We start from the raw sequence: 14610 nt of genomic DNA on the forward strand, positions 1-14610 counted from the left end.
TGACATAAATAAGCTTTTTTTAAAATTCTTGTTTCCGTTCATAATAAGAAGGTTCACTTATAGATTTATTCATAAAAGCAATGCTATACAAAATGAAACAAAACAATTTTTATTTATGAAACGGGAGGATTCAATGAAACGGAAAATATGTCTTATAAGCATTTTGTTATTTATCAGCATGATTATTACCTCTTGTAATGCTACGAATGCAAATATGAAAGGGAAAATTAAACTTGGTGTAACAAGTTGGAAAGAAAATATTGCAACCGCAAATATGTGGAAAGTTTTATTAGAACAAAAAGGCTATAAAGTTGAACTCATGTATTTAGAAAAAGCAGCTATTTGGACTGGTGTCGCCCGCGGTGATGTTGATGCAAACTTAGAAGTATGGCTTCCGGTTACCGATAAACCCTTAAATGATCGGTATAAAAATGACATTGTCTTAAAGTCGAAATGGTATGAAGGAACTGGACTTGGTTTAGTCGTCCCTTCTTATATGAAAGACATTAACAGCATCGAGGATTTAAACGCCCATAAGGATGAATTGAACAACAAAATTGTTGGAATTGAACCTGGTAGTAGCCTTATGAATTTAACGGGTAAAGCAATGAAAGAATATGATATAAAGCTAAAACTTGTCCAATCTTCAGAAGCGGCAATGATGAGTGAGTTAAAAAAAGCTTATACGCAAAAGAAACCAATCGCTGTTACGCTTTGGAATCCACACTGGGGCTTTTCAGAATTTGATTTAAAATATTTAAAAGACCCTAAGAAAGTATATGGTGAAAAAGACGACATTTATTACTCTGTACGTAAAGGTTTCGAAAAAGATTATCCGGAAATTGTGAAATACTTCGATAAATGGAAAATGAATGATGAACAGCTTGGTACATTGATGGTGATGTTAAATGAAACGAAGGATCCTGAAGAGGCTGCCCGAAAATGGATTAAAAAGAACCAGGCATTAGTAGATCAATGGATAAAAGACTAATTTCTCATACAAAAATAGACCAGAGAAGATAATAGTCTCTGGTCTATTTTAAATTATTTTTTCTCAATAACAGCATCAACGATACCATATGTTTTCGCTTCTTCCGCTGTCATAAAGTAATCTCTTTCTGTATCATGCGCTACTTTTTCAATTGGTTGACCTGTTCGATCCGATATAATTTTGTTAATATCGTGTTTTAACTTTAATATGCGTTTTGCGGTTATTTCAATCTCTGTCGCTTGCCCTTTCACTCCGCCAAGCGGCTGATGAATCATAATCTCACTATTTGGAAGCGCAAACCTTTTTCCTTTTGCTCCAGCAAGCAACAATAATGCTCCAAATGACGCTGCAAATCCCATACAAAGTGTTTGAACATCTGGTTTAATAAGATTCATCGTATCCAATATCGCAAATCCTGCTGTAGTGGAACCACCTGGGCTATTAATATATAGAAAGATATCCTTCTCCGCATCTTCGGCTTCTAAAAATAATAACTGCGCGACTATACTGCTTGCTACTTGATCATTAATTTCTGATCCAATCATAACAATTCGGTCTTTTAACAACCTTGAATATATATCATAGGAGCGTTCTCCTAATTTTGTTTGTTCTACAACATAAGGAATTGCATTCATCATAATCCCTCCATCTACTTTTTAAGCTGCGCATCGCATATCACCGTAAGAAAAAGGTGTTTTCGTATTGAATAGTAGTACTGGCTGCTTCGATGATAGATGTGTAAAGTCGATTGTTGGAAGAAGTTTTGTCAACAATTCTGGTCTTTGTTCACGAATGGCTGTTACAACTACTTCAACATCATCCTCCTGCCCTGCTAATTCAATCTCCCCTTCTTCATTTACTATTTTCAACCTATTTCTACTACGAAACAGTGAGGCCTTTACTGCACCTTCTGATATTGAACATATCTCCGCAATATCGGATAAACTATATTGAAAAACATCTTTTAATAAGAAGATGACGGATTGCTGTACATTTAATAATGACAAAACTTTCTCCACCATCTCATGCACATCAGCAATTTTTTCATGTGGTTCTTCAAATGTAATCTCCTGCTCTAATTTCTTCTTAACTGATTTTGCTTTCATTTGATCTAGCCATTGATTTCGAGCGATTTTATATAGAAGCGTAATACAAACCTCTTTATATTCTGCACCTACATATTTTTGGAGTACTTTACAAACCGTTTCTTGGGCAAGATCTTCTCCGTCCCATTTGCTTTTTGTTAAAAACGTACAGTACCTTTTTAACTCCGCATAATTTTCAATGATAAAGTTTATATTTGAATGATTCATATCGATATGATTTTTTAACATTCGAGTTATTTTTGTGCACAAAATAACCACTCCTTTTCAGCGCTTACTTTATAAACGATTTTACCGATAAAAAAGTTACGGGTCTGATAAAAAATTTTACAACGTTTATGATTACGAAAATGGGGTCATAAATATGTTATGTAGAATTTTACATGAGGAGGCAATCATATGCCAAAATTAACCGTTATAGGTAGTGGCACGTTTGATGTAAAAGAAGGAACAAAATTAGTACTAGCACTTGAAGATAATGGTGTCCATATTCTTCATCGATGCGGAGGGAAAGCACGTTGTACCACTTGCCGCGTTGAAATTATAGATGGAGATTTTCGCGAACCTACACATATTGAGAAGAATGCGATTACTGAAAAAGGAATTGAAGACCACCTGCGATTATCATGTCAAATGTACGTACATACAGATCTCACCGTTCGTCCCATATTAACAGTTGAAAATTCCGGATTAGATGCTGGACCACGACCTGCAGAATAACTTTTGGAGAATGATAATGAATTTAAAACGTTTAGCTGGTGAATATGCTGCTGATTTTATAAAAGATGGGATGAAAATCGGACTTGGCACTGGTTCTACTGTATACTGGACGATACAAAAATTAGGACAGCTAGTTAGCGAAGGTTTAACGATTCAAGCTGTACCAACATCAATAGAAACTAAACAGTTGGCACAACAACTATCTATCCCTTTAATCTCGTTAGATGACATAGATTATCTTGATCTCACCATTGATGGCGCAGATGAGATTAATCCCAACTTACAATTAATTAAGGGGGGCGGTGGTGCTCTTCTACGTGAAAAAATAGTCGCCACTTCTTCCCAAAAATTTACTATTATTGCTGATGAATCGAAACTTGTAACACATTTAGGTACCTTTCCTCTTCCTATTGAAATCGTACCGTTCGCTTGGGAACAAACCGCAAAAAGAATTCGATCATTTGGTTGTCAGACAATTTTACGTATGCAAAACAATCAACCGTTTATAACAGACAATGGTAATCTAATCTTAGATTGTGTTTTTCCAAACCAAATAACCAAACCAATCGAAACTCATCAGCAGTTAAAAATGATAACTGGTGTAATTGAAACTGGTCTATTTATTAATATGGTGGATAAAGCAATTATTGCTACGGAAAACGGTATAAAAGAATTATAATGAAAAGGCTGACTATAATTACGTATCATCGTTGAAGTCAGCCTTTCTGTATTGATAACTGTAATTTTGGAATACAGTTTACTAAAAACGGATTCCCTTGTTATAAATCTGAATTCATTTTTTATAAAAAAGTTTGATTATAATTCTTTTAGAATTCTTTAGTTAAAAAGAAGAAAAACGTTGTCATATATACATTTTTACAGAAAATCATTATATTTTTTCTCTAATTAAAGTAACCAACCTTTTCTCTGAATCCCCCTCCATATCCACCAAGATCTCCATGATTCTCCTAATTCACATTCTCTTCTTTTATGATTTAAATGTAAAGAATTATAGTATTTCTATATACCCTTCTGTTCCATTCACCCTGATCCTTTGTCCATCCTTAATCATCTTCGTAGCATTTTCCACACCGACAACTGCTGGTAAGCCATATTCACGTGCGATAACTGCTCCATGGGTCATCAGTCCACCAACTTCGGTAACTAGACCTTTTATGGATACAAATAATGGTGTCCAGCCAGGATCAGTAAAGGAGGTGACTAATATATCTCCATCTTCTAAATCAGCGTCTTCCATGTTTAAGATGACACGTGCTCTTCCCTCTATAACTCCGGAAGAAACAGGCAGACCTAAAATCGCTTCAGCTGGGAGATTTTCTCGTTTGTACTCACCCGCAATAATTTCACCATCAGACGTAATAACACGTGGGGGAGTTAGTTTTTCATATAATTTGTACTCGTCTTTTCGTTTGCTGATGATCTGGTAATCCAGTTTGTTTGTACGTACGACTTCGTGAAGTTCTTCAAAAGTGAGATAGTATATATCTTCTTTTTCATGAATAACGCTGGATTGTACGAGTTGTTCGGCTTCTTTCAGTAAAGCCTGCTTATAAACGAAGTAACGATTAATCATGCCGTATTTTGGATATTCACGATAACCGATGAAATTCCGTATTATGCTAATCATTCGTTTTGTCTCTTTGGCTTTTCGTTTACCATCCGGTAATTGCTTCAATCGATCTAATAACTCTTGTTCTTTTTTCAAAGCTTCCTGTCGCCCTTGCTCAAATTTCCGATTTCCAGAATTAGGCTCAAATTCTTTGATGTTATTGAGAATCATGTGGACAAGTGTAGTTGGTTTTTCACTCCAACGAGTTTTAGTAATATCGATTTCTCCGGCACATCGCATTCCGTATTTGTTGAGATAAGCATAGATAGCGTCTTGGATTTCCTTGCCACCATCAAACTTAACCAGTTCATCCAAAAAGTTATTATCTTTTACATGTTGTAAATAATCAATTACTTCTGGATAAGGACGAATCACATCTGCGACATCCAATAGCGCCAGACCCATTTCTGAAGTAATATTGTTTGGTGCAGATAAAGAAAGCGTGTCTGCTACGTTTTTTTCACCTAACCACTTGTTCATTTTTTCATTGATCCATGATGAAGCATCCATAGCAGCCATAATCACACCCAAACTTTGTGGGTCAAATAAAATCTTCTTTAATTTCTGGATATCTTCTAGAATAAAATCAAATAAATCTGATCCTGATTTCGTTTGGATGTTTTGTTTTAACTCTTCTATCGATGTTTGACTACTCTTAATTAAATCAGAAACGATTGTCAGATCGTTTTCGATTTGTGCTTGAAAACCTGAAGACGATATATCTTTATTGCTTTTACTAGGACTCGGTGCTTGCTTATCATCTGGTGACGATTTTATAAAATCTTCTCGCTCTATTATAGTCATGAGTGCGTCTTTTATGAGCGGATCGGATTGTCCCAAGGTATCTATTATCGTTTTTCTGCTGACAGGCGAAGCCAGATTATGCGTGATATCAACAAATAACCTTCCAGCAGCTTTAAACCTGGGTCCAAAAGATGTTAACTGGAATAAAGACATTCCCAATGGTTTCATGGGATCAGTCATCATTTGTTGATGACCAACAGATACATAGACGTGATTTTCTTGATCGTTCGCTTCAGGGATGGGGTATAAAGTAGTGATTGGACGACTCTGGACAATATAAAATGTATCATCAACCAAACTCCATTCGATATCTTGCGGACAGCCAAAATACGCTTCCAGCTTTCTACCGACCCTTTCAAGTTCTAACACTTGCTCATCTAAAAGTGTAGATATATTCTGCTGGTTCGGCTCAATCTCCTTTTTCTCCGTTCCGCCTTCTTTTCGTACATGTATAGCCAACTTTTTGGTAGAAATCGTCTTCTCCACAATACTACCTTCCCGCACTTTATAATTGTCCGCAGACACTAAGCCAGAGACAAGTGCCTCACCCAGTCCAAAGCTAGCATCGATCGACAGCACCTTTCGGTTTGAGGTAACTGGATCAGCGGTAAATAGTATTCCGGAAGCTTGCGAAAAAATCATCCTTTGAATAACAACAGACAGATAAACCTTTCGATGGTCAAATCCGTTTTGCATGCGATAAATCACTGCACGATCAGTAAATAGCGAAGCCCAGCACTTGCTAATATGTTGTAAAATTGCATCTTTTCCTTTGATGTTTAGATAGGTGTCCTGTTGACCAGCAAAGGAGGCGTGTGGTAAATCTTCAGCAGTTGCACTGGAACGAACTGCATAAGCATGTTCATTGCCAAACCGGGAGAGATAGTGAGCAACAGCTTTCACAACATCGGAAGGAATTTCTACTTCCAAAATGATTTTCCGAATCTCCCTACTGATTTCACCAATTTGATTTCGACCCTCTACTTTTAGCAGTGTTAGTTGATCCAACAATGCATGGAAGGCTTCATTTTTTTCGAGGGATTTTCTATAAGCTTTTGTCGTAACACAAAATCCTTCTGGCACTTGTATTCCATGAATCTTCGATAGTTCCCCTAAATTACCCCCTTTTCCTCCAACCACCATTTGTCTCGTTTTATCAATCTCCCGAAACTCTAGAACATATGATTCCATTTCTTTCCCTCCCATTTATCCCGCATTAATGGGCAGTAAGACCCCCACCTCAAGATTCAGAGAGAAACGAGGAAAATAAGTGGGGGGCAACTGCCCGTAAAGCCCGATTGGTGAAGGCTAATAATCAGTGGGGAATGAAGAACCCCCCCACTGATTAAAGTTTCACTTTATCGCTCAATACCAAAACGAATCATATGACAAAAATTGTTCATCTCATCAACTACTTACGTTTAAATATATCATCGAAGAAGCAACTTCATTTTATTAATACTAACAATTTAATAAATAAAAAACAGACTAAAAATGGTGAGTTAATAATGGTATAATTAAATTAGGGAAAAGGACAGTTACCGATTATTTATCGTCACTGTCCTTTTTGTAACAAATCATTCTTGAACTATCCTGCATCGTTAGTTGAAGAAGGAAACTAATGTGTTATAAATTCATAAAATATTCCGTAATCTTCTCCTCTTCTTTTTCAAGTAATTGTTTATTTTCTTCTTCTAAATTTTTTATTCTTTTTTTACATATTTTTAATCCATCTTACCCACTAGGCGACCATGATTGGTAAGCATACTAGAAAAAATAAGCTTACTTCACATTTATTGTGATATAAATTTATACATATATGCATCTCAAAAATAGTCAAACAAAAAAGGCTACTGCAGTTCTTCCAGCATAAATGCAGTTCACCTTCTTTGAAAAGTAAACAAGAGAGAAATCGTTCCTCTTTTCTGTAAAAATATTAATTTATATCATAACGTTGCTTTAATTATCAACCCTAATACCCCTGTTAAAACTGCCCCTATTATAATCCGCAAAATCCAAGTCGTATTCATATTAATTCTTTCTAATCGCTTATTAATGGTAGATATATCCTTTTTATTTATATTTACACGTGTTTCTAAAAGGCGAATATCTTTTGTCATTTCTTTTATGGTTACTTGTAAATCGTCAATTTCTTCATGCAAATCTCGAATCTCTTCATCTGAACTTTTCATGCCACCACATCCTTTAAATGAAAAATCTATCTCTATATAATATGAGACAAGTTTTTCAAGGTGAATGTGTATACCAATACATTTATAGTGAACTACCCACCACTTAGCTACCGCCTACCGAAAATTCATCCCCCACCTACTCGCTGGGCCACGCCCTTCTCGCTCCTTGAGGAAGGGGACTTCTCTTCGGAACATATGTTAAAATCCCTTTTCTACATCAGTGAAAAGGGATTTTAACATTTTGTTATTATACTGCTGTCACACTTATAATCTTTTTTGAAAAACGAATTCACAAAGCATACCAACACCAACCCCAATTGTATAAGCCAATAAATCACTCCACAAAAACCCATACCCTAATACAAGTCCCCCTAAAGTCGTTGCACGAATATTATCTATCCATTCCGCATGATATAATTGACTCATTTCAATCCCATAGCAAAATAGCAAACTCAATAAAGCAACCTTTTGGGTCCCCATTTTATGAAAAAGGAATCCAAATCCAATAAAAATCATGAGAGCCCATAATGCATCTCCTAAGTAATCATTCAATAAATCTGGTAAAGCGTATGCAAATTTTCTTGATACCAATCCTAAGATGATTACTGTTATAGTTAATACCGCATACAGTAGTCTATTTCGTTTATAATCCATTCTTAAATCCTCTCTTATCACCACAAACTTTTTACAAAACCCGTCTCTTGTGCAAGGTGTTGAAGAATATATGAAGATAGATGTCGCTGTAGTTCTGCAATGAACAAATGAAACTCATCTACAATAATAGATTCATACAACAACGCCATCCTTTCTGCGTATTTCTACAAAAGAATAACGCTTTCTATGAATGATGGTATAAAGTCATCTTAGATTGATAGTAATGTGACGCTACCCCTTTATTATTTTTCAGACTTCGCTTGTTCTAGAATGTATTCTTCTTCTTGCTCCGGTGTAGCTAATTCGTATGCTTTACCATTGCTAGTATTTTCCCATTCCCATAATAAATTATGCTCCTTAACCGCTTGAGAGAAATCCCCTTCATACCAACGGGTCAAAATCTTGAGGTACTGTTCTTTATGTTGTAATGTTCCACTATTACTTTCATCAATCATTCTTCGCACTTCTTCGATGTTTTCTGGAGTCATTTTGATAAATCCTTGCTTTTCCTGAGATAATACTTTTTGATGAGTCATTTTGTGCATTGTATTAATTATATGACGATCTGAATTGAGATCAAATGTTATCTTTTCTCCTTTAACTCTCTCAGTCTGCCTGTCTTCACTGTCTGAACCTACATACGTACCTACTTTGTAACCAATAAAAATACCAGTAACGATAGTAATAACTCAGATTGATATGATTTTAATCCACTTTTTCAAACCTCTTCTCCCCTTAAAAAAGAACTATATACCTACATTTATATTATGAGATTTATATAACGTATCATTTGCAATTATATTTTTTACTAGGTACATTTAAATCCCTCTGAGAAATCTAATTTATCTCATGAAAAAACAGCAATTCTTTCATTCTCAATCCTCGTTATATAACACATTAAAATCAGTAACAATTGAAACGATATTCCCTCTTTCATCAATCCCCCAATAAGAAGGATAAAAACCGTCACCATAACCGGAACGGAACATAATCACATTACTTCCTGTTTCCTCACAAACTACACAGTTTCCCCATTCATCATCATGTTCTGTTAGAATGTCGTCTATCAAATCATCATACAAGCTTATAAATTCGTCTCCTAATTCTTGGTGTAGCCTATCTTCTATTTCTTCTAATTTATCAATTGCTTTTACATCTGCAAAACATCCTAGTCCTGTATCGACTGGGTAACCAAAAATATATCCTTCCTCTAGTTCGCTTACATTCTGCCCTGGTTTTGTTGCCATCTTCCACTCAATCACCTTTGATTCCGCTAATTTCAATTCAGCGCCCGCAATTACGCCGTCGTTCCACCAAGCCACAACTGGATATGTACCGGGCTGAATTGTATGTTCGAAGTGATTTTTATGAAAAATAAGAGGGTCACAAGCAATGATTTTCCCCGAAGTAACTTTTAAGTTCTCTAATACTTCAGAACGTAAAACCTCACTATTCGGTTTGGATAATTCATGTAGTAGTTTTGACATAATATTTCTCTTCCTTCCGTTTTCTGATAAGTTTACATTTTATTTCAACCAAGTTTGAATATGAGGACCAAAATATTTACCAATTTTCTCAACTTCAGTTATTATACGACTGATCCCAATATACAATTTTCCTAGAATTTAAACTGAGAAATCATCAATAATTTCTATCACTTCAATTTTTCCGTTAATCAAAAGCTCAGGAAGCTCATTTTTCACATTACCCTTCCAATATTCTTTAGCTTGTTCAATTTTTCGAGAAAAAGGAGCACCATCTTCCTTTGGTAAAAGGTTTCCATCACCCTCAAAAGAATTCCCAATCACTCGAAGTTTAGCAATCTGAAAAACCTTCCGATTGTAAGAATCAAATAATTTTTTCCATTTCAAAGCATCTTCATAGCTTTTCGCAGCGTATAAGCAAGACAATCTTGAAGGATATTCAGGATATTCTTGTAATCTAACCATTTCTACTATCACTTCTCTAAGCGCCCTGATTGTTTGATCTACATATTTCATAGCTACTTCAGTATTTTCTTTATTCATGTTCAAGCCTTCATTTGTATCATGGCCTTGTAAAATCTGAAAAAAATCTTCACCACTTGATTGTTTAAAAGTAGCTTTTTTATAATTTTTCGAGCTCTTTTTCCATTAGAACCTTTAAGATCATACTCACTTTTCCCTATTTGAACACCTTTATGATTCCTTAAACGCCAGGTACACTCTACAGTTAAAAAGCCATCTTGAAACATAATAGTAAGAGGAGTATCTATTTCTAGATTTATTTCTTGAATACACTGATTAATTAATTCTGAGAAATAATTCTCACTTAAAATTTGCATATGGCTCTCCTTCTTTATTTACTTAACCCTATTACTAAAAATTGGTATTTTTAAATATCAATATCTATTCTTTTTTCGAAAAAGTGCTGACTATAACCTTTCGGATGATCTTCAACTACCCCAAACTCCCTGTAACCATGTTTCTTGTAAAATTCAGGGGCCTGAAAACTAAATGAGTCAAGCAGTATCAATCTACATCCTTTTTCTTTTGCAATTTCTTCTATTTTATTTAGCAGTTGACTACCATATCCTTCATGGCGTACTGACTCATCCACCCATAAAAAATCAATATGAAGATGATAAAAATACATCGTTCCTGTTATGCCGCCAAATATTTTGCCAGCATCGTCTTTTACTAGAAAGCTTACATGCTCTAATGGGCTTTTTACTTCATCTGGTAGTACAGACATATTGTATTGAATTACTTTATTTTTTATATACTCACTTTCGTTTGGTGTGTACTGTTCGGTAATTTTCATATAATAATACTTCCTTTCCTAATTAATGAAATAAGGACTAAAAGTCTCTTTTACTTAAGAAACTTTTAGTCCACATTATTTAATTGTCTTTATTTTTCTAGTCAAAAGACTAACAATAACAAATCCCTCTGCTTATATATGAACATATTTCATTTCTTTTCTAACACACTCTTTATACAGACACCTTAAAACTTCCATTATTTTAGAATCAACTTCTTGATTCTCATAGCGATTTGGTAGATCCATTCCGCCAACAACATAAAGCAATGGATTTTCATGAAATGTTCCTAGTATACCGATATTTATAACAGCAGTAGGCAATCCACCTGTCATATGCGCCAAGTGGTAATTTGGTATTCCCTCATAGTTTCCTTGTTGTCTCACCATTCCATTTATAATGGGTTCCCATAACACCGGATTCGATTCATATCCTTGGAATATACGAATTAAAAGTTTAAGAACTTGTTTTAATTTCCCAACGTTTTTCGCATCCCTTGGGTCTTTCGTAATATTAATCTTTGAAAAAGAACTTTGAATTCTCTTATTTACCGCTTCCCATCCCCCGCAAAATCCTACAACAGATTGTGCAATAAAATTGTCATGACATGCAATCATTACTTCCACAGCATTTCTGAGTGTTAATACTGTTCTTTTTTGTAGATGCGGATATATTTCTTTACTATTCTCTTTGTGACTAAATGCTATATTGTCGATCTCATCACTCCAGCAAATCTGGTTTTCTTCAACCATTTTAGCTACAGCAAATCCGATTACAATTTTTGCTGCCGACGCTAACGGAACCAATATATCATCATTATATAAAGCGACAATATTTTGGCTTTCTGCTGAATAAACAACTATACCTACCTGACTTGATTTTATCTCCTTTATTTTCTTGATTACTTCCTCCATTTGTACGCCTCTTCTCGATTTCGTTTTATCCCTTTCAGTATTTCGATAATACGAATCAAAAATCCTTTTATGAGGTTAACAAATGTATTCTATTATTTTCGTTCTAATTCTACCGGTAAAACATAGACGCCATTTTCTTTCTGAAGTTCTACTACTTTCACAACAGCATTAGCATTTACGGTTCCATATATGTGTGGATAGGTTTGTCCATTAGACGCCAATTCATATTTTATATCCGCAGCAACTAATGACGGATCAATAAAAAGTAATACCAACTCCATTTCCGTACGAAAATGCTTTTCTGCAACTTCAAGCGATTGTTCTAAAAAAGAACAGTGAATAACCCCTTCTTGCTGAAGTGACACTTCGATGATTTCTCCTTTTGTTTTTCCTACTTCCCATTCACTTTTTCTCATTACCTTAGTAATCATAATGATCCTCCTTTTTTCCCGTCTTTGTTATAGAAAAAACAAGAGGATTTTCCCGCTTCCACTTGAAAACCCTCTTTAAATATTCATTATTTACTTTCATAAAACTCTTTTGGTATTCCTTGAATTAAAGGCGAAGCCTCCCCAGAATAAAAAATTCGTAAATCATGGAGAGATCTTGTACATCCAACATATAATAACTTTGCATCATGCTTTGTACCTTTATAATGTACTTCATCAACATCGATAAGAAGAACTGCATCAAATTCTAATCCTTTTGCTAAATAAACTGGTACAACTGAAATACCGCCTTCATATTTACTTTGATTTGCTTCAATGACATTGACAGTTATTCCTACAGCAGTTAGCTTCTCATATATATCACGGCACTCATCATCTGTTCTTCCTATTACAGCGATCGTCTTCACATTTTCTCGTTGCATTTTTTGTAGTGTTTGTACAATCTCCGCAAATTGGTCGTCTGTAGAAATAATCTTTACTTTCTCACCGCTACGAAAAACAGGCGTTGCAAGCCCTACTGGAATGTCCGCGTTTTTAATGACTTCATTTGCAAACTCAATAATTTCTTTTGTAGAACGATAACTTCTTGTCAGTTCATAGTAACCCGTTTCTTGAAATACCTCTCTAAAGTCATTCCAGTCTTCAATTCCTTGATAATCATATATCGCTTGCGATAAATCCCCTAAAATCGTAAACGAGTTACCCATTGTAATTTCTTTTAATATATGAATTTGGAAGGGTGAAAAATCTTGCGCTTCATCTATTACAACATGGTGGAATTTTTGCCCGATTTCAATACCTGCCAATCGATGGTGAATATGAATAAGAGGCGCTAAATCTTCTACATACACTTCTTTTTTACGGCAATTTTTTTCTGTTTCTTGCACAAGTTCTTCAGGCAAAACATCTAATATTTCTTTTTGCTTCATGAGCGAACTGTAAAATGATAATGGGCTCATTTTTGGCCAAAATTTCATATAAGCATTTAATTTCTTCGTCGCTTCTTTTTTCAACTCTTTTTTCTTGTTCGTTCCTTCAAACTTTTTCAGTTCAATTTCAATCCAGCGTTTCATTCGTCCCATCAATCGCTCTCTGCGCTTTGCTAATGGGTAGTGCTTATATTCAACTTGTATCCATTTTTTGATTTCTTCTACTGTAATAACCGCTTTATCCCACGCTTCAAAATCTTTAACTGGTACTACATTCTTTTCAAATTGAACAACGCTTTCCTCAATAAATGCTTTAAATTTCATCGTTCCTTTTAATTTACCGAGCATAATTTTGTTTTCATCACGATTGATTGAAAAGGCTTGTTTCAACTTTTCTTCCGTATCTTTCAACTTCACCGCATCATCTAATGTACGCAGTGCCCAATCTTGAAATGTTGTTTGCCTAATATTTCCGACGCCAAGTTCAGGAAGTACACTAGAAATATAATCTAAAAACAAACTGTTTGGTGCAAATACAATCATTCGTTCCGCCTCTAACTGCTCACGATATTCGTAAATTAAAAAAGCAAGGCGATGTAAAGCGATTGTTGTTTTTCCGCTTCCTGCAACTCCTTGAATCAATAGTGGTAAATTCTTCTCTGCACGAATAATATCATTTTGTTCTGATTGTATCGTTGAAACGATATCTTTTAATTTATTATCTTTGTTCTCACCTAATCGATATAGAAGAAAATCATCTGCAAGTGATACATCTTCACTTCCTTTTACATATGTATCCACAACACGTTCTAGTTCCCTTTTACGAATGGCAATGTTTCGCTTTAAATGAACATCTCCTTCTACTAATCCATCTGGTGAATGATAAAAAGCCGGTTCTTCACCACCAGCAAATGAATAAAACATACTCGCAACAGGCGCACGCCAATCAATAACAATCGGTTTCATCGTTTCTTCATCTGAAACACCAACTTTACCGATATAAATCGGATTTGGCTCTAACTGTCCATCCTCTTGAAAATCTAGTCGTCCAAAGTATGGTTCTTGTACACCGACGCGTAAGTTTCTCCGACTTGATTCTCTCATACTTTCAAGAATTTGCTCTTTAAAATCATCCCCATAATAAACTGGAACCTTTTCTAGTCTGTCCAATTGCTCATCCATTGTAGATAAGGTCTCTTTCATCCGCTGTAATTCTTCTTCAAATATGTTGCTCATTATGATGATTCCCTCCTGTCCGTTCTAAATTTTCAGTCGAGATACAATTGTATAAAAAATCCATTCACAAAGTCAATAGTTTAATTGAGAATTTTCTAAAATATAAAAAAGACAGGAACTCCTCCCTGTCTTTTTTTATTCATTATCTTTAGTATATAAATACTTGCTTAACCATAGAAAGATACTGT

At 34.9% G+C, this 14610-nt stretch carries 15 protein-coding genes and 1 pseudogene; 3 read left to right on the forward strand and 13 right to left on the reverse strand.

Annotated elements, in window-relative coordinates; genetic code table 11:
• Nucleotides 1-133: 133 nt before the first annotated feature.
• On the forward strand, nucleotides 134-991 hold the full coding sequence (locus KFD70_RS05615) for a glycine betaine ABC transporter substrate-binding protein (protein ID WP_336451190.1): 858 nt from the start codon (nucleotides 134-136) through the stop codon (nucleotides 989-991).
• A gap of 53 nt (nucleotides 992-1044) precedes the next feature.
• Here the strand turns inward: KFD70_RS05615 and clpP are convergent, their stop codons facing one another.
• Nucleotides 1045-1626 (reverse strand): ATP-dependent Clp endopeptidase proteolytic subunit ClpP, encoded by a 582-nt coding sequence (gene clpP, locus KFD70_RS05620; RefSeq protein WP_336451403.1) that lies wholly within the window; start codon nucleotides 1624-1626, stop codon nucleotides 1045-1047.
• Between the two features lie 21 nt (nucleotides 1627-1647).
• A complete protein-coding gene (locus tag KFD70_RS05625; protein ID WP_336451191.1) occupies nucleotides 1648-2346 on the reverse strand; it encodes an RNA polymerase subunit sigma-70 in 699 nt (232 codons plus the stop codon).
• Between the two features lie 147 nt (nucleotides 2347-2493).
• On the opposite strand from KFD70_RS05625, the gene KFD70_RS05630 reads away from it, so the two are divergent.
• Nucleotides 2494-2814, forward strand: coding sequence for a 2Fe-2S iron-sulfur cluster-binding protein (locus KFD70_RS05630; RefSeq protein WP_336451192.1), 321 nt, complete (start codon nucleotides 2494-2496; stop codon nucleotides 2812-2814).
• A gap of 16 nt (nucleotides 2815-2830) precedes the next feature.
• Nucleotides 2831-3493, forward strand: coding sequence for a ribose 5-phosphate isomerase A (gene rpiA, locus KFD70_RS05635; RefSeq protein ID WP_336451193.1), 663 nt, complete (start codon nucleotides 2831-2833; stop codon nucleotides 3491-3493).
• Nucleotides 3494-3823: 330 nt separating this feature from the next.
• On the opposite strand, the gene ppsA is transcribed toward rpiA, so the two are convergent.
• The 11 genes and pseudogenes from ppsA to KFD70_RS05690 all read right to left on the reverse strand — a co-directional run bounded on the left by ppsA (nucleotide 3824) and on the right by KFD70_RS05690 (nucleotide 14422).
• Nucleotides 3824-6439: a phosphoenolpyruvate synthase gene (gene ppsA, locus KFD70_RS05640; protein WP_336451194.1), complete on the reverse strand. Its 2616-nt coding sequence runs from the start codon at nucleotides 6437-6439 to the stop codon at nucleotides 3824-3826.
• A 755-nt stretch (nucleotides 6440-7194) separates the two neighbouring features.
• A complete protein-coding gene (locus KFD70_RS05645) occupies nucleotides 7195-7440 on the reverse strand; it encodes a hemolysin XhlA family protein (protein ID WP_336451195.1) in 246 nt (81 codons plus the stop codon).
• A gap of 264 nt (nucleotides 7441-7704) precedes the next feature.
• Entirely contained in the window at nucleotides 7705-8094 is a 390-nt protein-coding gene (locus KFD70_RS05650) for a ribosomal maturation YjgA family protein (protein WP_336451196.1), read from the reverse strand.
• Between the two features lie 242 nt (nucleotides 8095-8336).
• The gene (locus tag KFD70_RS05655; protein WP_336451404.1) at nucleotides 8337-8780 is read right to left on the reverse strand and encodes a DUF6241 domain-containing protein; all 444 of its coding nucleotides are present in this window, start codon (nucleotides 8778-8780) and stop codon (nucleotides 8337-8339) included.
• A 189-nt stretch (nucleotides 8781-8969) separates the two neighbouring features.
• On the reverse strand, nucleotides 8970-9581 hold the full coding sequence (locus tag KFD70_RS05660; protein WP_336451197.1) for a DUF4241 domain-containing protein: 612 nt from the start codon (nucleotides 9579-9581) through the stop codon (nucleotides 8970-8972).
• A 138-nt stretch (nucleotides 9582-9719) separates the two neighbouring features.
• Nucleotides 9720-10181, reverse strand: a pseudogene (locus KFD70_RS05665) (DUF2441 domain-containing protein); the annotation flags it as partial.
• Entirely contained in the window at nucleotides 10124-10417 is a 294-nt protein-coding gene (locus KFD70_RS05670) for a hypothetical protein (protein ID WP_420792331.1), read from the reverse strand. The gene KFD70_RS05670 and the pseudogene KFD70_RS05665, both read right to left, overlap by 58 nt.
• 50 nt (nucleotides 10418-10467) lie before the next feature.
• Entirely contained in the window at nucleotides 10468-10896 is a 429-nt protein-coding gene (locus KFD70_RS05675; RefSeq protein ID WP_336451198.1) for a GNAT family N-acetyltransferase, read from the reverse strand.
• Between the two features lie 132 nt (nucleotides 10897-11028).
• Nucleotides 11029-11808: a serine hydrolase gene (locus KFD70_RS05680; protein ID WP_336451199.1), complete on the reverse strand. Its 780-nt coding sequence runs from the start codon at nucleotides 11806-11808 to the stop codon at nucleotides 11029-11031.
• A 92-nt stretch (nucleotides 11809-11900) separates the two neighbouring features.
• The gene (locus tag KFD70_RS05685) at nucleotides 11901-12239 is read right to left on the reverse strand and encodes a DUF952 domain-containing protein (RefSeq protein ID WP_336451200.1); all 339 of its coding nucleotides are present in this window, start codon (nucleotides 12237-12239) and stop codon (nucleotides 11901-11903) included.
• 86 nt (nucleotides 12240-12325) lie between these two features.
• Entirely contained in the window at nucleotides 12326-14422 is a 2097-nt protein-coding gene (locus tag KFD70_RS05690; RefSeq protein ID WP_336451201.1) for a HelD family protein, read from the reverse strand.
• Between the last annotated feature and the right edge of the window lie 188 nt (nucleotides 14423-14610).

The organism is Bacillus pfraonensis, from assembly GCF_050768835.1.
GTDB classification, from domain to species: Bacteria; Bacillota; Bacilli; order Bacillales; family Bacillaceae_G; genus Bacillus_A; species Bacillus_A pfraonensis.